We start from the raw sequence: 23,893 nt of genomic DNA, 5'->3' as shown, positions 1-23,893 counted from the left end.
CTGGCCGGAAGCGGAGATCGCCATAGCCCCCTACCGATCCAAAAATCTGGTTACCTGAGTTCGATCTGCAAACAGATATCTAGCCCCTGCAAATTCTTCGTAAATCCGCTGGTGTGCACTGAAGGAGCTTGATCCGGTACGCAGCCGGTAGGTTTTAGCCCAGTCAAGCAATTCTGCGAATGATTGTTCACTGGCATTGCCACGACGGCCTCTCTGTTGGATGTTTTTTATACATTCTTTTTCATCGGGACATAGCCATATTAACGCGGTGGCATTCGCTGCAATCTCGCCTACAAGCCAGCCATAAATTCCCTCAATAATCCACTGGTTTTGCGACGCTGATGATTTAACCAAGGCAATCGCCTCGGTTCTCTCTCGAGCTTCGTTATACCCGGTTCCCAGCCAATGAAGTGAATCAAGATCAATGTGAGGACTACCGTATTTCTCGGCTAGCCGATCAGCCAGCCAGCTTTTCCCAGCGCCCGAGTTTCCAATTATCAAGGTGCGGAGAAAATCCATGCAGTTGCCTTTTGGGGTAGGTATAGGTCTGGAATGTATAGATGCGTGCTTTGGGCCTACTGCGGACATCTTAGCCCGAGAGGAATCTCGCGGGAATGGACAAGCTCGAAATCTGGATAAGCAGCCTGCAAATTATGCTGAGTAGTTGATGGACGAGGGGGCGGGATTTGTCCGTTATCTACCCTTCAGAATAAGCTGAAAACCAGGCTCAATTACTCAAAAGCAAGTCAAGTGATGAGGGGCCGTTTCTGGCCGATTGCGGCCATCACTTGGTCAGAAATTTTGCCATTGAGATGTCGTCAAGGTAGGAGCCATCGGGAAGCCTTATCCTCTTCGAAAATCTTCCTTCTTCAACGAAGCCGAAGCTATCGTATAGTCGTTTCGCTACCAGATTACTCTCTCTTACGCGCAGTTCGATCTTTTCAACCTCGTGACGCTCAGCAGCCCAAGCAAGCAGAAACCTCATAAGTTCGGTGCCAATGCCGCGCCCCGTATAGCCAGGGTGAACGACAATGGTCAGTGAAAATACGTGTGCGGTGGCGCGCAAAGCACCAGGCTCAAGCAAAGCGTGTCCGGCAGGAGCACCATCAATTTCGGCGACGACATACATTCCGGCTTCGCTCAGCCAAAGGATCTTTTCGTAGAAGGAGCTTTCGGAAAGCTCCCCGGGGTCAGAGACCAGCAAGCCAGGCGTCCGGCTCGTCGTGCATTCGGCGCGGTACAACGTCGTCGCGTCTTCTGGTCGGGCACGTCTTATCTTGATCATTTTCTTGCCTTTTCGGCAGCGTAGTCAGAATGTCCGCAAACGGTCAATGCGCGCGGGAAGCGTCCGCCTCTGGCCGATTGTAGGCTTTAACTCTGCCTTCTTTCATGACTGAAAGAAGCCAGGCGGCCAATTCCTTGGGCCAGACGATATCGTTTGTCGTTCGCAGCTCCTCCAACTTGAAAATGCTTTTAACTGCCTTTGAGTAGGGCCGGATCATAATCGCAAAAAAGCCGCCCGAAGGCGGCTCAATTGAGTTCTGACGAGACTATCAAAGCAGTCCAAAACTGCCTACGGGCATTCCCTCGATTGATGGGGAACACCAAAACGGCGGGTAAGACAACCGATGATGTAACTACTTAATGCGTCTAGCCGCACACATGAACTAGCTCCGCTCAACATCAGTCATTTAGTTTTTAGTAGAACCACCTGAATCTATTTTTAGCGCTTTCTTTCGTTGTGCTATTTTAGATTGACTTTGGCTGACATACGACCACAGCGATTCCGGGTTGGAGTGTCCGACCTCCATAGACACGGAAGCGGCGATAGACTGTGTGCTAGTGTCCAGGCCCAGAGCCACCCGTGACTCAATTTCCCCGGCAATTCTGTCATCCACATTCTTGAAACGAAGCATGTGGATAGCATGGCCTGGGCCTAGACCAATAGCTCTACTTGCGTCGCCAAAGATTTGAGATAGAGAGTTATCGTTAAGCGGCTTCCCGTCTCTAGCAGAAATAAATATCCGATCATGGGTATGCGCTTCAGACCAACCCATCTCCTTCAAAAAATTGTTTCTGGGCCCGGCAATGAACTCAGCGATTTGGAGAGCCAAGTCAATCGGAATTTCGAAAAATTTCTCATATCCAAATTTCTGACTATCTGGCCTTAGTGGGAACTTTTCCTTACATTTGGCTATTTTTTCTAACGAAAATTGCGCGCAACGTAGAGAGTTAATTGAACCTCTGCGTAGGCCAGTCAAATCCCCAATGGTCATTATGAGGATGTTTCTAATCGCCACAAAGGACGTGTGATTATTCTTAAAATAGCTCCTCAAATTCTTCAGATCACTTTCAGTAGCAGCTCTACCATGAGGACTCTTTCCATTCTCGCTGACCCTACGAAATAGTAAGGGGGCCTTACTAATAGCACTCGCTTTTACTTTATTGCCGGGGGATACAAAAAGCGACAGGCTTTCCCTCGCACAGGGCACATAAACCTGGCAATTATTATTTCCGATTAGACACAAAGTAGTCGGTTTCGAGTGTTGGTACCAAATTAGGAATGCATAAACACACCTAAGTTTTGCATTGACTGTTCGCTGAGCAGTTTTTTTATGTGCCCTTGAGTTATTTGAGCACATTACTCGCTCAACTTCCGAATCTCTAAACTGTGTCAACCACTCGTCAGTAATATCGTCAACGCATACGCCAGTTGTCAATATCTGTTCAAAGAACGATTTCAGCAGATATATTTCATTCCTAACCGTCTTTCTATCCAAGTTTCCTCGCACGGCCAAGTGGAGACCATACAGATTTAAATGCGGAACCAGCTCCGCACCTTGATGAGAATATGCAATTGGAAATATTTGATCATTTCTTGAAATCCAAGAGACAGAAATTTTGTAGTCTTCATCGATAGCACTCGAGCTTGTGCGTTGCATACCATTACTCCCTCATCTATTAAACTGGAGCACTGAATCAGGCTTCGATTGCTCAGTTCTACGCAAAGCGGAGATCTCTTCTTGAAGCTTATTAATTTCCAATTTCAAATCGGCTTTTGTACTTTCAAATTTTTCCTTGAGGATAGATAGCTCAGATCTAGTTCTGTGCAGTTCCAAATCTCGATCAATTTTTTCCATCTCCAAAGCTTTCAACTTTGCAGTCGCAACCTTAAGTTCCCTAGTTAGTTTATTTGGGCTCTTGGAGGAACTGATACCTTCGTCGTGTTTCAGTTTTTTCAGTAGATCAAGTGCCGATTCCAGACGCAGCCTTAACTCTGGGTATCGGCAGAGAGTGTCATGAGAATTCGTCAAAAACATTTTCTCCCAAGAAAATGTGTCTCCGAGCGCCAAATTCCATGACCATTTGTTAAACTGACGAACAGATTTTGGAAGAAGCTCCCAAATTTTTCCAGGCTTTATGGGGACCACATTATTTCCGCGATCCGACTCTCGCCTAACTATACTGCCGCTAGCCACCTGCTCCAGATAGTGGATCTTGGTCAGGATATTTTCCTTAGCAATTTTCTCGACGACGTGCGCTATAGAAGGTTTTTTATGGCCGGACACTGTTTTATTTTTATTCTTCTTGGTCAGTTTATTCATGGTTTTCTCCTTTCTTTCATGAGAGCAACCGCCCGCACCAACCCGTGAATATCATCCTCAGCTCTGCTTCGTAATAGGGAGCCGCTCGGAAGAGCTTTTAAAGCATCTTCCATACTTGCAATATTGCCTTCCAAATTCCTGATGTAGTCATCTGAGCTCAAATTAAAAATGCATCCAGTGCATCGCTCAGGCGACGCGAGCTCCCGGTGTAATTTTTTGTCCTGCTTGGAATGGCACTTAGCGCTCTTCACGGATAAAGCGCCGCCGGCCATGCACTGACCATGGGGATAAGGAGTGGGAAAATGTCCTCGCTTCTTTACCACTTCGAAAATCATCTTCTCCTTATCCAGTAGATTTGTGCCGGAGAAGTCAATCATGTTTGTGAGCTTCGTTCCTATGCGACGAAGGTATTTTTCGTAACCGCCGAAAAATCTTCCATTCGAAAAAACGGCGCATATATCATCGAACATCTTTTTGTAACCAACTTCACTATATTCATCATTCAACTCCTTTGCCTGGGCTAGGTATGCCCCCTTTAGCTCATTCATCGACTTTCGGATTTTGAACGGAATGGTTTCAAAATCGGGCCTCATGGAGCTGTCGGTGAGATAAATCAAAGGAGTGAGAAGATTGGTTCCCAACTGCAACGCAAGGGACTGTAGGTCGGCATTCTCGTATCGATAGAACATAATTAGGCAGTATGCTCGTCGAAACATATGAGAAGCAACACTGTCATAACTATCACCCACCGCATATTTAAGGAAGAACCCTGCGTCGTTCGTACGCTCTCTATAAGCAAAGACATAGGTACTTCTCTTGGGGCTAAAACCATGTCTATTACTTAATCGCGGGTATACAAACAGGCTCTGTCTCTCAATTTTAGTAAAGTCATTTCCAAGGTATTGCTCCAAAAAATGGTCATGCTGCAGGCCTAGTTCTTGCAGGAGCAAAATCGCATCCTTTGTCGCGGTATTAACGTAATAAGGAAGACGATCTCGAAATGACTTCTCGATGTAGAAGTTCACCACATAGAGTTCTAGGTCTTCATCGACCACTGTCAGATCCCCTTGGCGCAATCCGATCTTTCGATGAATTACCTCATCCTTCCGACGGGCATTCATTATTGCTATGGCGCAAAAACAAGCAGTGATTAGTGCCGTAATCATTGCGCGAACACTTACAGATTTATCCTCATCTTGGCAAATATCTAGGTTCGCGACGTTGATTCCCGCCAAGCTACGTATCTCTGCTACAGCGGGATGCAAATCAATTAGCGTTTTAAATTTGAACCCGACTAGTTTCGCTTCCTGAGCGATCTTTTGCTTTCCATCGTCACATAAGGACCTAATTATTTGAATAATTCTGGGCCCTATTACGTAGATCCATTCCATCGACGCGACCAAAATACGCACCGCAATACTCAAGTCCAAGTTTCTAGTGCGGCCGCTGGTATTGGTTCCTTTTAGCATCCCAATTTTAGAATATGGGAAAAATGGAAGAGCGAATTGAGGTTCAATTTTCGCAAGTCTGTTCAAAATGCCGAGCGACTCAGAATGAGTGCCCGATTTGAGATCTGCCTTGGCCACGATTACATCGTCGCCATTTGCTAACTGCCTACGGATAGAGTTCTTATTTACAACGATCCATCGATCACAATTTGTATGGATAAGACCTCTAAGGGCGTACCTCCCGGGACCACCTTCTTTTTGTGTCTTAAGCGCTACGAGGACTTGATCACGTGGCGCAGCCAGAAGCCGCTCGCCGAGCCTCAGTGCGTTTGGCCAACCCCCGAGCAGCAAGTTCTTCAGCTCGTTCGTCAACGACGGTGTTACAGACGTCAAATGTAACGTATCGTGCAGCCACATGAACTCAAAAAAGAATACTGACGCCTGGACTATTTTTCTTACTGAGCTTGTCCGAGTCTTGACGTCGGAGGTCAAAAGATACTCATCAACCACTAGCGCGAGGGCCGCGACAAGATCAGATCTTGTTACTAGTGGAGTAGAAAACGAATAAACTCCATTCGGAGGTAAAACATAGTGATTTAAATCGATTTCACAAATAGGCCTTTGATCCTCTGCAGCCTCTAAACGAACGATTCTGAAGACAAAGTCGTCGGTGATTTCAAGGTCACGAGATCGAACGAGGCTTCGGAGCTCGGCAATGAAAGGAGGGCTTCTTACCTCGTTTTTTTTCTCTTTCGAAATAGACGCTGGTCTAGACATTTTCGTCACCCCAGAACTCGATTTTTTATTTTCTCTATTTCTGGCCAGTAAATGCTGGCCTTGAAATAGTGAATTAGCGCGATATTGAACAGCATTACGGGCGCGTGGAATTTTTCAAAGGCATCATTGTTTTTTTCTAGGAGGCATAACCAATGTGCTTGATAGAATTTTTGCAGTCGAAAAACCTCTTCAACTCGATCCTCAGTGACTACGATACGATTATTTTTGCAACCATCTCTTACATGGCATTGAGTGCCGTCGCAGAAACCTGATTTTCTTCTCCAATCCCCATTCGGGGGGTTTTCAGGGTCGATACAAGATGTACCATCCCCGACGTCCACGAGAAGTTTTACGTCAACAAATTCTTGCCTTGGCTGGCGCGGGAAGCTTTTTATAGTCTCCAACTGAAAAATTACCGTATTTTCAATGCGGCGTTGGAACTCGAGATTCACAGCTTTTCCAAACTTTTCGCGCACAACCTGTTCTAGATATCCGCCCGTGGTATGAAGGTTCCTATGGCCAGCAATTTCGTTAGGGACTGCCATAAAGGAGCCCGCATAAGATGCGATCGTTAGCATATGCGTTCGGACCTGATCCATGCTGAAATGAGGAATGTCGTAGAACTCATTTAAGACGCTCAAGACGACATGAATTTGAGAATACTGCTTAGTTTGCGGATAGTGATTTTTACGAGGCCATGAAAACCAGACTCCGGTTTCATTTTTTGATATCAGACCTAATTCCTTTTGTCGGGCATGATTCCAAATAAGAAGCTCTAGCGCAGCGCGTCCGCCCTGATTTTCACTATCAATAAATACATCAGGAGTGACTGCACCAGTTTTTGGTTTGGACGAGACAATTTGATATCCATCGCCGCACAGCTGTATCCATTCACGTTCAATCATCCGAAGAGAATCAGAATTCCAAGCTGAGTGGAAGAGCAAAATTCCGAACGCAGCTGCTAGCTCTCGGGGGGTCATCCGCTGCGTGATCAATAAAACGTTCATCACAGTTTGATTTTGCCAACGGCCCGGGCTGATATCGAAGTATTTTCCTATTTGGTCCTTAGCCGATTCACCGTTGAAGCCCAAACGTTGAAATACAGGAGCAGTTGCAGGTTCGCCACCGAGGTAGGCGATAGCTCCAATGAATCTTTCCAACGGTATGGGGGATTGAAACTGTTCTCGCTTTCGCCCCAAGACGAAATTTTTTACGATATTTATTTCGTCAGGAGAAAATTGACTTTTCGAAAGGACTTCGATCTTACTTCTAACGCCAGCCCAGAATTCGAGCTCTTCTGTATAGCTTGAAATTGGCTTAGCGGCGTCGGCGCGCAAACGCTCTAACTGAGCTTCTCTCAGAGCCTTTACATCTTTGTGAGGGTACGCATCTACGGGCGGAACGGATTCTCCTCTAGAGTTCACCGCAACATGGTCGCTAAGTGTGACTCGTCCACTCCTCTTAATTTTCCACCTGCTTTTAAATGGAATCGCCGTAACTGAAAGTTCTTCGCGAAAACCTAAGTCTTTGCCCCGCGCGCACATGTAGCGACGGAAAGCGCCGGAAGACGCCAGGAGCGTCAGGTCAGACTTGCTTCGTGCGAATAAATTTTGGGTTTCGAGCAACACATCTTCCATCATTGTGAAAAGCTCAGCTGCTTCGCGTCTACCGACCAGGGCAACATCCATTTGCAAATATTTAACACATGGAAAGTGGAGTACTAATTGGTCCAACAAATTTTTGAAACTGCGTATCCCTCTGCCTTCTCTGGGCACGACTGCAGACTCTCTACTTATCGCCAGCAATACCTGACGGAGCCAAGAATTTCTTTTTAGAAAATATTTCTTGCAGTCAAACTCGACAACCTGAGTGTAGTTGCGCCCATGGGCGCGATCGTGGCACATAACTTTGAGGCAATTTTCCATCTCAGCTATCTAGTTTGAACTGGATAATTTTGATATGACAAAGAGCACATAATTAAGAATAGCGAGCTTACCTAATTTGTCCAGTTGGTTTTTATTGAGACTACATTAACGTCCACCGTCAACCTGGCCCCCGCCGACCTGCCCAAGGACTCCGGGCGCTTCGACCTGCCCATCGCCCTGGGCATCCTGGCCGCCTCCGAACAGATGCCTGCGGATCGTCTGGACGACCACGAATATGTCGGCGAACTGTCGCTGTCGGGCCAGCTGCTGCCCATTCGCGGCGCGCTGGCCATGACCTGCGCCATGCAGCGCGAGCAGCAGCAGGATGGCCACCGGCGCAGCTTCATCCTGCCGGCCGCCAATGCCGACGAAGCCGCACTGCTGCCCGAGGCGCAAATCCTCCCGGCGACCTCCTTGCTGGACGTCTGCACCCACTTCAGCACGCGCGATCCCGCGGCCCGGCTGCAGCGGCACCAGCCGCAGCCGGGCGGCAAGCGGGCGGCCTATCCGGATTTCAGCGATATCAAGGGGCAATTGCAGGCCCGGCGCGCCATGGAAGTGGCCGCGGCGGGCCAGCACAGCCTGCTGCTGGTCGGCCCGCCCGGTGCCGGCAAGTCGATGCTGGCGACCCGCTTTCCCGGGATCCTGCCGCCGATGACGCAGGACGAAGCGCTGGAATCCGCCGCAGTGCAATCCTTGAGCGGCAGTTTCGACATCGCGCGCTGGCGGCAGCGGCCTTATCGGGCGCCGCACCACACCGCCTCCGCCGTGGCACTGGTCGGCGGCGGCAGTTCGCCCAGGCCGGGTGAAATCTCGCTGGCACATCATGGGGTCCTGTTCATGGACGAGATCGCCGAATATCCCCGCAGCGTGCTGGATGTGCTGCGCCAGCCGATGGAGTCCGGCCACATCGTGATCTCGCGGGCGGCGCGGCAGGCGCAATTCCCGGCACGATTCCAGTTGATCGCGGCCATGAATCCCTGTCCGTGCGGACAGTATGGCGACAGCCAGGGCCGCTGCCGCTGCACGCCGGAACTGGTCAAGCGCTACCAGGCGCGCTTGTCCGGCCCGCTGCTGGACCGCATCGACATGCAACTGCACGTCAACGCCCTGAGCCCCGCCGAACTGGCCGTCCAGCAGCCGGGTGAAACCAGCGCCGCCATCGCGGAACGGGTCGCGCGCGCCTTTGAACGACAGCGCCAGCGCCAGGGCAAACCCAACAGCCAGCTGGGGGGTAGCGAAATCGACCGGCACTGCCAGCTCGATGTGGCGGCGGCCCAACTGCTGCAAGCCGCCATGCTGCGGCTGAACTGGTCGGCGCGGGCCTATCACCGGGTGCTGAAACTGGCGTGCACCATCGCCGATCTGGCGGAGTCCGATGTAATCACACAGGCGCATGTGGCCGAGGCAGTGCAATACCGGCGGACGCTGGCCGGCAATTGAGCGGCAACGGATCTGTCCCGGCAGACAAGAGCATTCCCCTGTTGTGCCATGCAAGAGCACCGTCTGTATCTTCTCCCTCGGCCGGCCGGGCTTTAGCCTTGCAATTCACACGGCATCGACTGCCGCCCCCACCTGCCGACCGAAAGAGGATCATCGCCATGCCCACTGTCTCCACCCTGCTGGCCTTCGCCGCCCTCTGCCTGGGCATGGTGCTCACCCCCGGCCCCAACATGCTTTATCTGGTCTCGCGTTCGGTCTGCCAGGGCCGCAAGGCCGGGTTGATCTCGCTGGCCGGAATCGCGCTGGGACTGGTGTTCTACATGCTCTGTACCGCGCTGGGCATCAGCGCCCTGCTGATGACCCTGCCCCTGGCCTACGACGCGCTGCGCCTGGCGGGAGCGCTCTACCTGCTCTACCTGGCCTGGCAAGCCCTCAAGCCAGGCGGCCGATCGCCGTTTGCCCTGCGCCCCCTGCCCCCGGACAGCCCCCGCAAACTCTTCAGCATGGGTCTGCTGACCAGCCTGCTCAATCCCAAGATCGCCGTGATGTATCTGTCGCTGCTACCGCAATTCATCCAGCCCGAGCACGGCAGCGTACTGCTCCAGTCCTTCGCCCTGGGCCTGACGCAGATCGTGGTCGGCGTCAGCATGAACGCCGTGATCACCTTCTCTGCGGCTTCCATCTCGGCCCTGCTGGCTGGCCGTCCACACTGGCAACGCCTGCAGCGCTGGCTGATGGGCAGCGTGCTGGCCGGACTGGCCGTCCATGTGCTGATCCAGCGCCGCTGACCCTCCCCCGCCTCACTTCTCGACGTAACGATGCGCTCACCGGGAGCGCATCGCTGCGTCGCCTTCTCCCTCGCCTGCCTGCGCAAAGGCGCCAAAGCCGATGACATTCAGTCAACGCAAGCCTCGAACGGCGACGAGAACTCCCCCTTTTCATTCCCTCAGATTCAACTTCTGCTCGCATCAGCCGGGAACAGAAATCGTCATTGCGTTGCCCAAGGTGAGCTTCGCCCGATACAACAAATAACAAATCAGAATCGACAACAAGGACGATCCCCCATGCCCTCTTCCCTCCCCGACGACCGTGCGGCAGGTGCCGCATGATCAGCATCTATCAACTCAAACCCCGCTTTCAGGCGCTCTTGCGGCCAATGGTGCGCGCCCTGGCCGAGGCCGGCGTGACGGCCAATGCGGTCACCGTGCTGGCCATGCTGGTCTCGCTGGCACTGGGCGCGCTGCTGTTCGTGGCCGGGCCACAGCGGCCGGCGCTGTTCCTGCTGCTGCCGCTGTGGATGTTCCTGCGCATGGCCTTCAATGCCGTCGATGGCATGCTGGCGCGTGAATTCGGGCAGCAGTCGGCGCTGGGGGCCTATCTCAACGAGCTGACCGACGTCGTCTCCGACGCCGCCCTGTACCTGCCCTTTGCGCTGGTGGCCCCGTTTGGCTGGGCCAGCGTGGGCGGAGTGATCTTCCTGTCGGCGGTGTCGGAGATGACCGGGGCGCTCGGCCCCATGGTCGGTGCGCCGCGCCAGTACGACGGCCCCATGGGCAAGAGCGACCGCGCCTTCCTGTTCGGCGCGCTGGGCCTGTGGCTGGGCCTGGCCGGCAGCCTCCCGGGCTGGATCTTCTGGGCGCTGCCGCTGGCTGTCGCCGCCATCCTCCTCAATATCGTCAACCGCATCCGCAGCGGCCTGCGCGCCGCCCCCCACCCATGACACGATCCTGCCAGGAACACCAGTTCACCACCCACGACGGCCAATCCCTGTTCTATCGCCGCTGGCCGGCCACCGGCCCGCAGCGGCGGGGCGCTGTCGTCATGTTCCATCGCGGCCACGAGCACGGCGGGCGCATGGAGCATCTGGTCGATGAACTCGGCCTCTCCGATTTCGATTTCTATGCCTGGGATGCGCGCGGCCATGGCCGTTCGCCCGGCCCGCGCGGCTATTCCCCGAGCTTTGCGCACTCGGTGCGGGACGTGCAAACCTTCATCCACCATCTGCGCGACCAGTGGCAGGTGGCCGAGGAAGACATGGCCGTGCTGGCCCAGAGCGTGGGCGCGGTGCTGGTCTCGACCTGGGCGCATGACTACGCGCCCCGCGTACGCTGCCTGGTGCTGGCCTCGCCCGCCTTCAAGGTGAAGCTTTATGTTCCCTTCGCCCGTCCGGGACTGGCCCTGCAGCAGAAGCTGCGTGGCAATTTCTTCGTCAACAGCTATGTCAAGGCGAAGTATCTGACCCACGACCGGCAGCGCCAGGCCTCCTACGACAGCGATCCGCTGATCAGCCGTCCGATCTCCGTGAATATCCTGCTGGCGCTGTATGAAGCGGCCGAACGCGTGGTCGCCGATGCCCAGGCCATCACCATTCCCACGCAATTGCTCATATCCGGCGCGGACTGGGTGGTGCACCATGGTCCCCAGCACGATTTCTTCGCACGCCTGGGCACACCAGTGAAGGAAAAGCACGTCCTCCCCGGCTTCTATCACGACACCTTCGGCGAGAAGGACCGCAAGATCGCCACTGACCTGGCGCGTGAATTCATCCTGCGTCAATTCTCCCAAGCCTGGGCCCGTCAGGACCTGCGCCAGTCGCACCGCCAGGGCCCGACCTTCGAGGAGTCGCGCCAGCTGTCCGCGCCGCTGCCCGCTCTCAGCCCCAAGGGGCTGTACTGGGCCGGTTACCGCGCCAACATGAAGCTGGGCGGCCTGCTCTCCAAGGGCGTGGCGCTGGGGCATCGCACCGGTTTTGATTCGGGCAGCACGCTCGACTACGTCTACCGCAACACCCCCGAAGGCGTCGGTCCGCTGGGCCGCGCCATCGATCGCCAGTATCTGGACGCGATCGGCTGGAAAGGCATCCGCCAGCGCAAGCTGCATGTAGAGGAATTGCTGCGTACGGCCCTGGCCCGCCTGCAGGCGGAAGGACAGCCGCTGCACGTGCTCGACATCGCCGCCGGCCATGGCCGCTACGTGCTGGAAGCACTGGGCCAGGGACCGCGTCCCCACTCCATCCTGCTGCGCGACTACAGCGAACTGAACGTGCAGCAAGGCACGGCGCTGATAGCTGACAAGGGCCTGGCCGACATCGCCCGCTTCGAGCAAGGCGACGCCTTTGACCGCGCCAGCCTGGCCGCCGTCACGCCGCGCCCGACGGTGGGCATCGTCTCCGGCCTCTACGAACTGTTCCCGGACAATGATGCCGTGGCCACCTCCCTGGCCGGGCTGGCCGATGCCATCGCGCCGGGCGGCTATCTGGTCTACACCGGCCAGCCCTGGCATCCGCAACTGGAACTGATCGCCCGCGCCCTGACCAGCCATCGCGGCGGCCAGGCCTGGGTCATGCGCCGCCGCACGCAAGCCGAGATGGACCAGCTGGTGGCCGAGGCCGGGTTCGAGAAGATCGAACAGCGCATCGACCAGTGGGGCATCTTTACCGTCTCGCTGGCCCGGCGCAAGGCCGCATGAGCCAGGCCGACCGCCTGCTGCCCGCGGCAGCACCGGCCACGCCGCTGCCGTGGAAGCGCGGCGTGGCCTGGCTGCTGTTGCTGGGGCCGCTGTTCTTCCTCAGCTATGGCTTCGCCAACCATGCAGCCGCCGCGCGCGCCAGCGTGCCCAGCTTCTTCTATGGCTGGGAGCGCCATATTCCCTTCCTGCCCTGGACCATCCTGCCCTATTGGTCCATCGACCTGCTCTACGGATTTTCCTTCCTGTGCTGCCGCACCCCGCGCGAGACCGATCGCCACGCGCTGCGGCTGCTGACGACGCAGCTGATCGCGGTGGCCTGCTTCCTGGCCTTTCCGCTGCGCTTTGCCTTCGTGCGGCCGGCCACCGACGGACTGTTTGGCGCGCTCTTCGCCTCACTGGCGGCCTTCGACCTGCCCTTCAACCAGGCCCCCTCGCTGCATATCGCACTGCTGGTGCTGATCTGGGTCCAGTTCGCCCGGCTGCGCACCCACTGGTTCTGGCAGTTGGTGATCCATGGCTGGGCGCTGTTGATCGGCCTGTCCGTGCTGACGACCTGGCAGCATCACTTCATTGATATCCCGACCGGTGCCATGCTGGGCCTGTTCTGCCTGTGGCTGTGGCCGGATGAGGGGGGTACACCGCTGCGCCGCGTAGGCCAGCGCAGTGCGCGCCGCATGCGTCTGGCGCTGGCCTACGCGCTGGGAGCCTTGCTGGCACTGGCGCTGGCGATTCTCGTGCGCGCCCTGGCCGCCCCGCTAGGCTGGCTGGCCTTGTCCTTGGCCATCGTGGCGTGGAATTACGCCCATGCCGGTGCCGCCGGTTTCCAGAAGCACGACGGCCGCCGCTCGCTGGCCGCTGCCTGGTTGCTGGCACCCCACGCACTGGGTGCCTGGATCAATGCCCGCCTGTGGACCCGCCGCCGTCCGCAGCCTGACGCCATCACCGGAGATGTCTGGCTGGGCCGGCTTCCGAATACCGTCGACATGCACGCCGGTCCGTTCGCCGCCCTGTGCGACCTCTGCGCCGAACTGCCCGCCCCGCGCGGTCCATGGGCTTATGCCGGCCATGCCTGGCTGGACCTGGTCGCCCCCGACGCCGATCAATTGCTGGCAGCCGCCCGCAGCATCGAATCGCTGCGCAGCCATGGCCCCGTGCTGGTGGCCTGTGCGCTGGGCTATTCGCGCAGCGCTGCTGCAGTGGCAACCTGGCTGTGCTTGAGCGGACGCTGCCCCGACATGGACTCTGCTCTTGCGCTATTGGCCGAACGCCGCCCCACGGTGGTCATCAACGCGGCGCTGCGGGAACGCCTGCGGGAGGTCGAGCAACGCCTGCTCAAGGAGAATGTCATGCCTGACCTGCGCCAGGGTTCCGGGGGCGATGCCGCCAATGACCCCGCCCATCAAGATCTCCCGCCCGACACCCGGCAAGCGGCTCTGAAGGCGGCGCATCAGGCCGAGATCGCCGTAGCGCTGTTGGGCCTGAGCCGTCCGGTGGATGCCTTCAGCCGAATGCTCACCATCGCGGCCCTGATCCTGCTGGTCTTGCAGGTGGACACCTCCGGCCTCTGGATACCCCTGACGATGTCCATCGCCTTTGGCATCGCCGAATGCGGTTTCGCGCTGCGCTGCGCCTTCGATGCGCCACTCTTCGCCTCGTGGGCGCGCCGCTGGCAGCAAGGTATTGCGCCTCAGGACGATCTGGCCGCCTTCGATCTGGCCCTCAAGGAAAGCGGCTTGGGTCGCCAACCAGAGCCTGCACGCGGAATTGCCGAGCGCACGGCCGGTGCGCGCCGGCTGTTGCGCAACCAGTGCCGATGCCTGGCCTTGCAGGTCGGCGCATGGGTGGGCGGTTTCGTGTTCATGTTCCTTTCCTGATCCTTGAAAACTGAATTTGTATGCTGATCGACCGCCTCTTCGCCTCCGCCATCTGCACCTTCGCCCGCGTCCTCACGGGCGTGCGTGCCCGCTGGTTTGCCGCGCCCGATCCCGGCAAGCTGCGTGTCTACTATCCCAACCACCGCAGCCACGGTGATTTCGTGCTGGTCTGGAGCATGCTGCCGCGCGCCATGCGCAAGCGCACCCGGCCGGTGGCCGGCTCGGACTACTGGCTCAGCAGTGCCGTGCGGCGCTATGTGATCAATCGGGTGTTCCGGGGCGTGCTGGTGGACCGCCAGGCCGGCCGCAGCGCCGATCCCATCGGCGTGATGGGCCAGGTGCTGGCGGGTGGCGAATCGCTGATCCTGTTCCCGGAAGGCACACGCAACCTGGACGAGGGCCTGCTGCCCTTCAAGAGCGGGCTGTATCACCTGGCCTGCGCGCATCCCGAAGTGGAACTGGTGCCGGTATGGATCGAAAACCTCGGCCGGGCCATGCCCAAAGGCCATCTGGTGCCGCTGCCGCTGCTCTGCACCCTCAGCTTCGGCGAGCCCTTGATGCTGCGCCCCGACGAAAGCAAGGAACAGTTCCTGGCCCGCACCCGCCAGGCCCTGCTCGCCCTGGCCCCCGTGGCCGAATGATCCGCGACGAACGACCATGACTCCTCAAGATACCCTCATCGCCCTGTTTGGCGGCGTGTTCGCCGTCCTCGCCCTGGCCAGCTCGGTCGGTGGCCTGCTGCGCTGGCGGCTGGCCGGACGCAGCAGCAGCGTCATCGACAATCTCAATGCCCGCATCAAGGCCTGGTGGTGGATGATCGGCGCGCTGGCCATCGCGTTCTGGATCGGCAAGACCGGCGTGGTGGTACTGTTTGCCTTCATCTCACTGCAGGCGCTGCGTGAATTCATTTCCGTCACCTACACCCGCGTGGGCGACCATCGGGCGCTGCTGTGGTGCTTCTTCGTGTTCCTGCCGCTGCAGTACGTGCTCATCGGGATGGACTGGTATGGCCTGTTCTCCATCCTGATCCCGGTCTACGCCTTCCTGCTGCTGCCGATCTCGGCCTCGCTCTCCACCGATACCAAGCACTTCCTGGAACGTGCGGCCAAGGTGCAGTGGGGGCTGATGATCGGCGTCTACTGCATCTCGCACGTGCCGGCCCTGCTGACGCTGCCCATCGAGGGCTTCGAAGGCCGCAACCTGCAGCTCATCGTGTTCCTGGTGCTGACGGTGCAGTCCAGCGATGTGTTCCAGTACGTGTGGGGCAAGCTGTTCGGCAAGCGCAAGCTGGCCCCGCAGATTTCACCTTCCAAGACGCTGGAAGGCCTGGTCGGGGGCGTGCTGACGTCCACCGCCGTCGGTGCTGCGCTGTACTGGATCACGCCCTTCAATGTCTGGCAGGCGGCGCTGGTGGCGCTGACCATCAACATCCTGGGCTTCTTCGGCGGATTCGTGCTGTCGGCGATCAAGCGTGACCGCGGACTCAAGGACTGGGGTGCCATGATCGAAGGCCATGGCGGCATGCTGGACCGGGTCGATTCGATCAGTTTCTCGGCACCGATTTTCTTTCATATCCTGCGCTACTGGTGGGTGCACTGAAGTACCACCAGCAGCGCATTCTCGCTAACGTCAACGTGACGGCAGGATGCGGCGCGCAAACGCGATCAGCACCAGCACCAGCGCAACCAGGCCCAGCCACTGCCCGGTCGATTCAAACGCCCCCGACACCACGGCCAGCGGCGCATCCTTGCCGGTAAAGCCGATGATGGCGGCCAGCAGCACACCCACCAGGCTTTCCCCCACGATCAGGCCTGAGGCCACCAGGATGCCGCGCTGGCGCGGCTTGTCGGCATAGGCTTCCAGATCCGCACCGGCGGCCAGTGCCCGGCGGCGCAGTGCACGTTCGATCAGCCAGCCCAGAACCGCCCCCAGGAACAGGGCGCTGCTGACCATCGGCGGCAGGTAGATGCCGATACCCACCGCCAGGACCGGCAAGCGCGCCACGCCGCCACGGCGGGCCAGCAGCCAGTCGATCACGATGAGCACGATGCCCAGTGCCACGCCGACGCCCAGCATGGTCCAGTTCAGCTCGCGGGTGAAGATGCCGGTAGCAATGGCCGTCATCAGCGTGGCCTGCGGGGCCGCCAGAGCCTGGGCCGCATCCATGCCCGCGCGCGGCAGGGCACCGGTGAAGCCATAGGCGTTGTAGAGCAGGTTCAGCACCGGCGGGATGATGAGCGCGCCCACCACGCAACCGACCAGCAGCGCCACCTGCTGGCGCCAGGGGGTGGCGCCGACCAGCTGGCCGGTCTTGAGGTCTTGCAGGTTGTCATTGGCGATGGCCGCCACCGCAATGATGGCCGCCGTGACGAACAGCGCCACCGCGATGGCCAGCTTGCTGCCTTCGGGCGTCGCCAGCAGCGGATCGACCGCGCCCGAGACCAGCAGCAGGACCGACACCAGGATCACGGCCACGATGCCGATACCCGAGATCGGGCTGGAGGAGGAGCCGATCAGCCCGGCCATGTAGCCGCAAGCCGCCGCCACCAGGAAGCCGAAGATGAAGGCAAACACCACCGCATAGACGATCAGCCCGATGAACAGCGCAGGCGACACCGGTGCTTCGGACAGGAAGGACGCGAACACCACCGCCAGCAGCGCAATCATGGCCAGGCTGATGACGATGATCCAGCGCGGCGACATGTCCTGGTCGGTGCGCTCGGTGCTGCCCTGCTGACGGCGCGAGAGCGTCGACAGCGAGGCCTTCACGCCTTCCAGCATGGGCTTGAAAAGGGTGGCCAGGGTCCACACTGCGGCCACGCCGATCATGCCGGCACCGATGAAGCGCACCTGGCTCTTCCACAATCCGTTGGCAAAGTCCGACAGGGCGACATCGGCCGCATGGGGGGTGACGGCGGTGAGATAAGGCACGGCCACACCCCAGGCGATCACCAGGCCGATCAGGATGGCGATGCCGGAGACGATGCCGATCATGTAGCCCGCGCCCACCAGGGCCAGCGAGAAGCCCATGGTCAGGCGGACCACCGAAGCACCGGCGGTGAACCAGAGGCTGATGCTTTCGGCAAACAGCTTCAATCCGCTGGCGATCACGCTGAAGGCTGCTGCAATTGTGCCGCCGAAGAGGATGTCACGCAGACCGCGCCGGGTTTCCTCGCCGCCCTCGGCGTCGGCGCTGCCCACGCGCAGGATCTCCGCGGCCGCCACGCCTTCCGGATAGGGCAGCGCGCTCTGCACCACCATCACCCGGCGCAGCGGGATCGAGAACATCACCCCCAGCATGCCGCCGGCGGCGCAGATGCCCAGCGTCTGCAGGAAGGGAAAGCCCTGCCAGTGGCCCATCATCACCAGGCCGGGCAGGATGAAGATGATGGAGGAGAGCGTGCCGGCCGCCGAGGCCTGGGTCTGCACCATGTTGTTTTCCAGGATGTTGGCATTGGAAAACAGGCGCAAGACCGCCATCGAGATCACCGCTGCGGGGATCGCCGAGGAAAAGGTCAGGCCGACCTTCAGCCCGAGATACACGTTGGAAGCGGTGAAGACCACCGTGATGAGCGCGCCCAGCAGCATCCCGCGCAGGGTCAGTTCCGGCAGGCCGGTTTGGTTATCTTGGTTCATATCGGGAAAGGGTTCCGTTTCGATGCGTTCTTATACCGCAAGAATTGCCGTACGGCCATCGGACAATCGCGCTATTTGCTTCATATGTGCCTCAAACCGGCTTTGATATGATGCCCCTCTCCCCGTTCCGGACCCTTCCCATGCGCCGCCTTCGTCCTGCCCTGCTGTTGCTGTCCTTGGCCTGCCTGTGCCTGGCGGCCTGCTCTCCGCGCTACAACTGGCGTGAAGCCAGCGACAACGGCGCGCATTTCGTGGTGCTCCTGCCCGCCAAGCCGGCCAGCGTGACGCGCCCGGTCGACCTGGACGGCCCCAAGGTCGACATGAGCATGACCGCCGCCGAAGTCGACGGCCTCACCTTCGCCGTGGGAACGGCCGAACTGCCCGATGCGGCCGCGGCCAACCGGGCGCTGGAAGCAATGCGCACCGCCCTGCTCAACAACATCGGCGGCCAGCCGCAGGGCACGCCGGTGTGGCCGGGCAAGACCACGGGCCTGGCGCGCACGCTGGACCTGGACGCGCGGGGCGTGTCCCGCGGCCGCCCTCTGCGGCTGGTCGCCCGGCTGGCGGTGCGTGAGCGGCGGGTGTACCAGATTCTCATCGTGGGGGAGCAAAAGGCCTTCACCGAGGAAAATATTGAAACCTTTTTCAGCTCTTTCAAACCAACCTGAGCGGGGCCGAGCCGGATGACAATATTCCGGCTACCGGGGTATTCTTGTCCTGCCTGACTCTCCAAACAGGCATTCCCGCAGAAATGCGGATGCAGTCTGCAGCGCATTTCCAGCGCGCCCGCCTTGGCGGGCCTGCCCAAAAAACGTTATCAATCAAAGACCCTGAGGAAATATGCTGATTACCTTCAAATCAAAAGCGGCTGCCGATGTGGTGATGTATGAGTCGCACGCCAAACCCATTCTGGACCTGTTGCACAAGGATCCTGCCCGTGGCGTGATCACCGCCGCCGAGGCCGGTGACGCCATCACTCTGCTGGAACAGCAGATCAACGCCAGCAAGTCGCATGAAGCGGCCGAAGCGCTGGCGCGTGACGTCAACGCCCACCACAACGCCGACGTCGACGACCACAACCACGAAAAGATCGAGCCGGTCAGCTTCTCGGCACGCGCCTATCCGCTGCTGGACATGCTGCGCGAAGCCAAGAAGGGCAATTACGACATCCTGTGGGGCGTCTGATGCCTGCAGGAAGCCCGGGCGCGTTGCGCTCCTGACACTTCCTGACGCTTGATTGCCTGCATCACCCTGACATACCCGCGCCGAACGGCTGCCGCGAACATCCACCGCGGCGGCCGTTTGTCCTTGTCGGGCGGCATTCTGCCGTGCCGGACCGACACTTGCACCACCCAAAATGCATCGCGCAGGTGTGAGCACCATTGGCCGCTGGTACACTGGCGGCCCGCGCCCCTTGCTCCGACCATTGCCGGGTTGCAATACGGGGTGCCGCCTTATCTTCCGAGCCAGCAAAGACGTGATCCAGATTTCTCTCCTCCCTCCCGGTGCCAAGGCCGATTCCCTGGCCTATCAGCTGGCCTATGCCGCCCAGGCAGTGGCCGCCGTACGCGCCGGCCACGCCCTGCCGCAGGCACTGGCGCAGATCTTCTCCCGCAGCGACGCCCCGCCGCCGGCACGCGGTGCCATCCAGGACCTGAGCTATCGCGCCATGCGCAGCCTGGGGCTGAGCGACAGCCTGCTGGGCCTGCTGGCCAACAAGCCACCGCAACCGGAGGTCCTGCACGGCCTGCTGGTGACGGCCCTGGCACTGCTGGTCAATGAAGAAGACGCGGGCTACGACAGCTTCACCGTGGTGGACCAGGCCGTCGAGGCCGCCGCCATCAGCCAGGAGATGAGTTTCGCCAAGGGCGTGGTCAATGCCATCCTGCGCCGCTTCCTGCGCGAACGCGCGACGCTCATGCCGCAGGCCACCAAGACCCCGCCTGGCACCTGGAATTATCCGACCTGGTGGATCGACCGCCTCAAGGGCACCTATCCCGAGCAGTGGCAAGCCATCCTGCACGCCGGCAACCAGCCGCCGCCGCTGACCCTGCGCGTGAACCGCCGCCGCGCCAGCGTGGAACAGTACCTTTCCACCCTGCAGCAGGCCGGCATCGGCGCACGCGCCGTCGGGCCCTACGCGGTGCGGCTGGACAAGCCGGTCCCGGTGCAACAGATCCCCGGCTTTGCCGAGGGCGTGGTCTCGGTGCAGGATGCGGCGGCCCAACTGGCCGCGCCGCTGCTGGAGGTAGCTGATGGCATGCGCGTGCTCGATGCCTGCGCCGCGCCGGGCGGCAAGACCGGCCACCTGCTGGAACTGGCCGACATCGAACTGCAGGCGCTGGACCACGATCCGCGCCGCCTGCAGCGCATCGCCGAAAACCTGGACCGTCTGCAGCTCAAGGCGCAACTGATCACCGGCGATGCCCGGGAAGATGGCTGGTGGGATGGCCAGGGCTTCGACCGCATCCTGGCTGACGTGCCCTGTACCGCCTCCGGCATCGTGCGGCGCCACCCGGATATCCGCTGGCTGCGCCGCAAGACCGACACCGCACAGCTTGCAACACTTTCCGCGCAAATTTTGGACAAGCTTTGGCAGATGCTGCGACCGGATGGTAAATTGCTGCTCGTAACCTGCTCGCTGTGGCCCCAGGAATCGGAGCAGCAAGCGATCGCCTTCGCGCAGAAAAACCATGCCATCCGGCTGCCCGCTCCAGGTCAACTGCTGCCGACCGCCGGTGCCGATGCCGATCACGATGGCCTGTTCTATGCGCTGTTCCAAAAACCTGGTGCATGAATTTGACGCAATCGGCCCCCTTCCCCACTTCCACGTCCGCACGCCCGCGCGATGCCGGCTTCCCGCGGCGGCTGCGCGCGGCGCTGCAATGGCTGCTGGCGCTGCTGCTGGCCTGTTCCGCTCTGGCCGTCCAGGCCGCTGAAATCACCGTCAACCAGGCCGCCATCGAAGCCAGCGACGAAGGCTACCGGCTCTCGGTGTCCTATGACTTCGAATTGAATCGCGGCCTGGAAGATGCGCTCTCGCGCGGCGTGCCCCTGTATTTCACCACCGAGGTCCAGCTGACCCGGCGGCGCTGGTACTGGTTCGACGAGACCAGCGTCGCGGCCACCCGCACCCTGCGCCTGTCCTACAACGTGCTGACGCGGCAATATCACACCGCCATCAGCGGCCAGCTGCAGCAGAGCTTCACCAACCTGGACGACGCGCTGACCCTGATCCGCCGTCCGCCACGCTGGATCATCGCCGACAACAACACGCTCAAGGCCGGCGAGACTTACCATGTCGGCCTGCGCATGCGGCTGGACGTGGCGCAGCTGCCCAAGCCCTTCCAGGTCAACGCGCTCAACAACAATGACTGGCGGCTGTCCTCCGACTGGATCGAATTCAACTACAAACCCGAATGAGCCGCACCTTACGCTATCTGCTGGTGGTCGGCGGGGGCGTCATCAGTGTCCTGCTGTTCCTGCTGGCGTCGGCCTCCGAGAATTCCGCCCTCTTCGAGCAGCACTATCCGTGGCTGCTGTTCCTCAACGGCCTGGCGGCCATTTCGCTGCTGGGCCTGGTGCTGCTGCTGCTGGGCCGGCTCTACAAACGCTATCGGCGCGGCAAGTTCGGCTCCAAGCTGCTGGCGCGGCTGGTGCTGATGTTTGCCCTGGTGGGCATCGTGCCGGGGGCGGTGATCTATCTGATGTCGGTGCAGTTCGTGTCGCGCTCCATCGAATCCTGGTTCGACGTGCGCATGGAAGCGGCGCTGGAATCGGGCCTGAACCTGGGCCGCAATGCACTGGACTCCTCGCTGTCGGACCTGGTCTCGCGCGCGCGCGGCATGGCTCAGGAGCTCTCCGACATGAGCGACTCCGAACAGGTGACCTACCTTTCGCGCCAGCGCGACCAGAACATGGAGATCACCATCGTCAACGCCAATGGCCAGGTGATGAGTACGGTCGGCGGCTCCATCGGCTCGCTCACGCCCATCCTGCCCAGCAGCCAGGCGATGCGCCAGGCGCGGGTCTCGCGGGCCTTCTCGGCGGTGGAAAGCGATGACACCCGCCCCCCCAGCGGCTCCGATACCGACGGCAACCTGCGGCTGCACGTGGTGGTACTGGTTCCGGCTCCCAGCCGCGGATTGTCGCTGCAGAATGAAACGCGCTACCTGCAGATCCTGCAGCCGGTCCCGGATTATCTGGCCACCAATGCCGAGACGCTGCGCCTGGCCTACAACGAGTACCAGCAACGTTCCGTGTCGCGCTCGGGCCTGCGCAAGATCTACCTGGTGACGCTGACACTGACCCTGCTGCTGGCCATTTTCGCCGCCATCGCCAGCGCCTTCCTGATCGCCAGCGACCTCGCCAAGCCACTGCTGCTGCTGGCCGAAGGTACCAAGGCGGTGGCCGAAGGCAACCTCTCGCCGCGCCCCATCGTCAGTACCTCGGATGAGCTGGGCACGCTGACCCAATCCTTCAACACCATGACGCGCCAGCTGCTGGAAGCGCGCACCTCGGTCGAAAAGAACCGGGCCGAACTGGAAAACGCCAAGGCCTATCTGGAATCGGTGCTGGCCAACATGTCGGCCGGGGTGATGGTGCTGGACGGGCAATTCAACATCGTCAGCGCCAACGATTCGGTGCGCCGCATCCTGGGCTACGACTTCTCGGCCAACATCGGCACGCCGCTGCAAACCATCGACAGCCAGGCACCGTTTGCCCAAGCCGTCATCCGCGCCTTCTCCGAACAGCTGGCCCAGCACAGCAGCGAAGGGGCCGACGGCCTGCACTGGCAGCGGCAGTTCGAACTGTCGCGCCAGCCTGGCGCGGTGCTGGATGCCGGTGACGAGCAAGGCGGCAAGCCCGACCATGACAAGCTGACCTTGCTGGCGCGTGGCTCGCACCTGCCGGTGGAAAACGGCGTCGGCTACGTGGTGGTGTTCGATGACATCAGCAACGTCATCTCGGCCCAGCGCTCGATTGCGTGGGGTGAGGTGGCGCGCCGCCTGGCGCACGAGATCAAGAATCCGCTGACACCCATCCAGCTCTCCGCCGAACGCCTGCAGCATCGCCTGGCCGACAAGCTCATGCCGGCCGATGCCGCCATCCTCGACAAGGGCACCACCACCATCGTCAACCAGGTCACGGCCATGAAGCGCATGGTCGACGACTTCCGCGACTACGCCAAGACCCCGCCGGCCAAGCCGGTGGCGCTTGATCTGAATGCCCTGATCGAGGAAATCCTCAACCTCTACCTCGCCGGCGATGGCCGCGACGTGATTCACGCGCGCCTGGCCCCGGAAATGAGCAAGGTCATGGGCGACGCTACCCAGATGCGCCAGGTCATCCACAACCTGCTGCAGAATGCCCAGGATGCCGTGACTGATGACGGCCAAAGCGCGCCGCGCATCGACGTGCTGACCGAACAGATCGACATCGCCGGCACCGACGGCCAGCGCCGGCCGGCCGTGCGTTTGTCGATCATGGATAACGGTCCCGGTTTCTCGCCGACCATCCTGGCGCGTGCCTTCGAACCCTACGTCACTTCCAAGGCCAGAGGGACCGGCCTGGGACTGGCGATGGTCAAGAAAATCGTCGAGGAACATGGCGGTCGCATCGATATCCAGAATCGGACCGATGGCCGAGGCGCAAAAATTGTAATTTTGCTGGTAAAGTTAGCACCTATTGATTAAGAGACAGTTTTCTCAGGAAAC

Annotated in this window: 19 protein-coding genes; 12 read left to right on the top strand and 7 right to left on the bottom strand. The window is 59.4% G+C overall.

Translation table 11 applies throughout. The features are described 5' to 3' along the window. Positions 1-30 precede the first annotated feature (30 nt). From ACWFUC_RS05390 to ACWFUC_RS05365, 6 genes are all read right to left on the bottom strand, one after another. A complete protein-coding gene (locus tag ACWFUC_RS05390) occupies positions 31-519 on the bottom strand; it encodes a P-loop NTPase family protein (RefSeq protein ID WP_489637483.1) in 489 nt (162 codons plus the stop codon). Between the two features lie 265 nt (positions 520-784). Further along, a complete protein-coding gene (locus ACWFUC_RS05385; RefSeq protein ID WP_489637482.1) occupies positions 785-1,285 on the bottom strand; it encodes a GNAT family N-acetyltransferase in 501 nt (166 codons plus the stop codon). A gap of 406 nt (positions 1,286-1,691) precedes the next feature. Further along, positions 1,692-2,942, bottom strand: a complete 1,251-nt coding sequence (locus ACWFUC_RS05380) for a site-specific integrase (RefSeq protein ID WP_489637481.1) — start codon at positions 2,940-2,942, stop codon at positions 1,692-1,694. Between the two features lie 12 nt (positions 2,943-2,954). Beyond that, on the bottom strand, positions 2,955-3,605 hold the full coding sequence (locus tag ACWFUC_RS05375) for a hypothetical protein (RefSeq protein WP_489637480.1): 651 nt from the start codon (positions 3,603-3,605) through the stop codon (positions 2,955-2,957). After that, complete coding sequence (locus ACWFUC_RS05370) at positions 3,602-5,191, bottom strand: hypothetical protein (protein ID WP_489637479.1); 1,590 nt, start codon at positions 5,189-5,191, stop codon at positions 3,602-3,604. Before ACWFUC_RS05370 ends, ACWFUC_RS05375 begins: the two co-directional genes overlap by 4 nt. Positions 5,192-5,835: 644 nt before the next feature. After that, entirely contained in the window at positions 5,836-7,755 is a 1,920-nt protein-coding gene (locus ACWFUC_RS05365) for a hypothetical protein (protein ID WP_489637478.1), read from the bottom strand. A gap of 84 nt (positions 7,756-7,839) precedes the next feature. Here ACWFUC_RS05365 and ACWFUC_RS05360 point away from each other — a divergent pair, with 84 nt between their 5' ends. The 7 genes from ACWFUC_RS05360 (at position 7,840) to ACWFUC_RS05330 (ending at position 16,139) form a co-directional block, all read left to right on the top strand. Then, positions 7,840-9,198: a YifB family Mg chelatase-like AAA ATPase gene (locus ACWFUC_RS05360; RefSeq protein WP_489637477.1), complete on the top strand. Its 1,359-nt coding sequence runs from the start codon at positions 7,840-7,842 to the stop codon at positions 9,196-9,198. Between the two features lie 158 nt (positions 9,199-9,356). Further along, positions 9,357-9,986 carry a LysE family translocator gene (locus ACWFUC_RS05355; protein ID WP_489624300.1) on the top strand — a complete coding sequence of 210 codons (630 nt, stop codon included), beginning with the start codon at positions 9,357-9,359 and terminating at the stop codon, positions 9,984-9,986. Between the two features lie 317 nt (positions 9,987-10,303). After that, positions 10,304-10,918, top strand: a complete 615-nt coding sequence (locus tag ACWFUC_RS05350) for a CDP-alcohol phosphatidyltransferase family protein (protein ID WP_489624299.1) — start codon at positions 10,304-10,306, stop codon at positions 10,916-10,918. Beyond that, positions 10,915-12,666, top strand: a complete 1,752-nt coding sequence (locus ACWFUC_RS05345) for a bifunctional alpha/beta hydrolase/class I SAM-dependent methyltransferase (protein ID WP_489624298.1) — start codon at positions 10,915-10,917, stop codon at positions 12,664-12,666. Before ACWFUC_RS05350 ends, ACWFUC_RS05345 begins: the two co-directional genes overlap by 4 nt. Next, a complete protein-coding gene (locus ACWFUC_RS05340) occupies positions 12,663-14,540 on the top strand; it encodes a phosphatase PAP2/dual specificity phosphatase family protein (RefSeq protein WP_489624297.1) in 1,878 nt (625 codons plus the stop codon). Before ACWFUC_RS05345 ends, ACWFUC_RS05340 begins: the two co-directional genes overlap by 4 nt. A 20-nt stretch (positions 14,541-14,560) precedes the next feature. Continuing rightward, complete coding sequence (locus tag ACWFUC_RS05335) at positions 14,561-15,181, top strand: lysophospholipid acyltransferase family protein (protein ID WP_084320412.1); 621 nt, start codon at positions 14,561-14,563, stop codon at positions 15,179-15,181. A 16-nt stretch (positions 15,182-15,197) separates the two neighbouring features. Beyond that, positions 15,198-16,139, top strand: coding sequence for a phosphatidate cytidylyltransferase (locus ACWFUC_RS05330; protein WP_489637476.1), 942 nt, complete (start codon positions 15,198-15,200; stop codon positions 16,137-16,139). 30 nt (positions 16,140-16,169) lie between these two features. Here ACWFUC_RS05330 and ACWFUC_RS05325 read toward each other — a convergent pair whose 3' ends face one another. Then, positions 16,170-18,176, bottom strand: coding sequence for an OPT family oligopeptide transporter (locus ACWFUC_RS05325; RefSeq protein ID WP_034334977.1), 2,007 nt, complete (start codon positions 18,174-18,176; stop codon positions 16,170-16,172). 140 nt (positions 18,177-18,316) lie between these two features. Here ACWFUC_RS05325 and ACWFUC_RS05320 point away from each other — a divergent pair, with 140 nt between their 5' ends. The 5 genes from ACWFUC_RS05320 (at position 18,317) to ACWFUC_RS05300 (ending at position 23,872) form a co-directional block, all read left to right on the top strand. Further along, positions 18,317-18,844 carry a hypothetical protein gene (locus ACWFUC_RS05320; RefSeq protein WP_034334974.1) on the top strand — a complete coding sequence of 176 codons (528 nt, stop codon included), beginning with the start codon at positions 18,317-18,319 and terminating at the stop codon, positions 18,842-18,844. A gap of 172 nt (positions 18,845-19,016) precedes the next feature. Then, positions 19,017-19,361 (top strand): DUF1840 domain-containing protein, encoded by a 345-nt coding sequence (locus ACWFUC_RS05315; RefSeq protein WP_039790503.1) that lies wholly within the window; start codon positions 19,017-19,019, stop codon positions 19,359-19,361. A gap of 292 nt (positions 19,362-19,653) precedes the next feature. Next, complete coding sequence (gene rsmB / locus ACWFUC_RS05310) at positions 19,654-20,973, top strand: 16S rRNA (cytosine(967)-C(5))-methyltransferase RsmB (protein ID WP_489624296.1); 1,320 nt, start codon at positions 19,654-19,656, stop codon at positions 20,971-20,973. Then, on the top strand, positions 20,970-21,599 hold the full coding sequence (locus ACWFUC_RS05305) for a DUF4390 domain-containing protein (protein ID WP_489624295.1): 630 nt from the start codon (positions 20,970-20,972) through the stop codon (positions 21,597-21,599). Before rsmB ends, ACWFUC_RS05305 begins: the two co-directional genes overlap by 4 nt. Then, positions 21,596-23,872: a sensor histidine kinase gene (locus tag ACWFUC_RS05300; RefSeq protein ID WP_134221006.1), complete on the top strand. Its 2,277-nt coding sequence runs from the start codon at positions 21,596-21,598 to the stop codon at positions 23,870-23,872. Before ACWFUC_RS05305 ends, ACWFUC_RS05300 begins: the two co-directional genes overlap by 4 nt. Positions 23,873-23,893 lie beyond the last annotated feature (21 nt).

This window comes from Herbaspirillum sp. Her4 (assembly GCF_057961335.1).
The sequence above is the reverse complement of the archived record's forward strand: the minus strand, read 5'-3'. Positions and strand labels throughout refer to the sequence as shown.

Coding starts and splice junctions, on each gene's coding strand:
- ACWFUC_RS05390 (WP_489637483.1), bottom strand. CDS start 519: ATGGATTTTCTCCGCACCTTGATAATTGGAAACTCGGGCGCTGGGAAA.
- ACWFUC_RS05385 (WP_489637482.1), bottom strand. CDS start 1,285: ATGATCAAGATAAGACGTGCCCGACCAGAAGACGCGACGACGTTGTAC.
- ACWFUC_RS05380 (WP_489637481.1), bottom strand. CDS start 2,942: ATGCAACGCACAAGCTCGAGTGCTATCGATGAAGACTACAAAATTTCT.
- ACWFUC_RS05375 (WP_489637480.1), bottom strand. CDS start 3,605: ATGAATAAACTGACCAAGAAGAATAAAAATAAAACAGTGTCCGGCCAT.
- ACWFUC_RS05365 (WP_489637478.1), bottom strand. CDS start 7,755: ATGGAAAATTGCCTCAAAGTTATGTGCCACGATCGCGCCCATGGGCGC.
- ACWFUC_RS05355 (WP_489624300.1), top strand. CDS start 9,357: ATGCCCACTGTCTCCACCCTGCTGGCCTTCGCCGCCCTCTGCCTGGGC.
- ACWFUC_RS05350 (WP_489624299.1), top strand. CDS start 10,304: ATGATCAGCATCTATCAACTCAAACCCCGCTTTCAGGCGCTCTTGCGG.
- ACWFUC_RS05345 (WP_489624298.1), top strand. CDS start 10,915: ATGACACGATCCTGCCAGGAACACCAGTTCACCACCCACGACGGCCAA.
- ACWFUC_RS05340 (WP_489624297.1), top strand. CDS start 12,663: ATGAGCCAGGCCGACCGCCTGCTGCCCGCGGCAGCACCGGCCACGCCG.
- ACWFUC_RS05335 (WP_084320412.1), top strand. CDS start 14,561: ATGCTGATCGACCGCCTCTTCGCCTCCGCCATCTGCACCTTCGCCCGC.
- ACWFUC_RS05330 (WP_489637476.1), top strand. CDS start 15,198: ATGACTCCTCAAGATACCCTCATCGCCCTGTTTGGCGGCGTGTTCGCC.
- ACWFUC_RS05325 (WP_034334977.1), bottom strand. CDS start 18,176: ATGAACCAAGATAACCAAACCGGCCTGCCGGAACTGACCCTGCGCGGG.
- ACWFUC_RS05320 (WP_034334974.1), top strand. CDS start 18,317: ATGCGCCGCCTTCGTCCTGCCCTGCTGTTGCTGTCCTTGGCCTGCCTG.
- ACWFUC_RS05315 (WP_039790503.1), top strand. CDS start 19,017: ATGCTGATTACCTTCAAATCAAAAGCGGCTGCCGATGTGGTGATGTAT.
- ACWFUC_RS05305 (WP_489624295.1), top strand. CDS start 20,970: ATGAATTTGACGCAATCGGCCCCCTTCCCCACTTCCACGTCCGCACGC.
- ACWFUC_RS05300 (WP_134221006.1), top strand. CDS start 21,596: ATGAGCCGCACCTTACGCTATCTGCTGGTGGTCGGCGGGGGCGTCATC.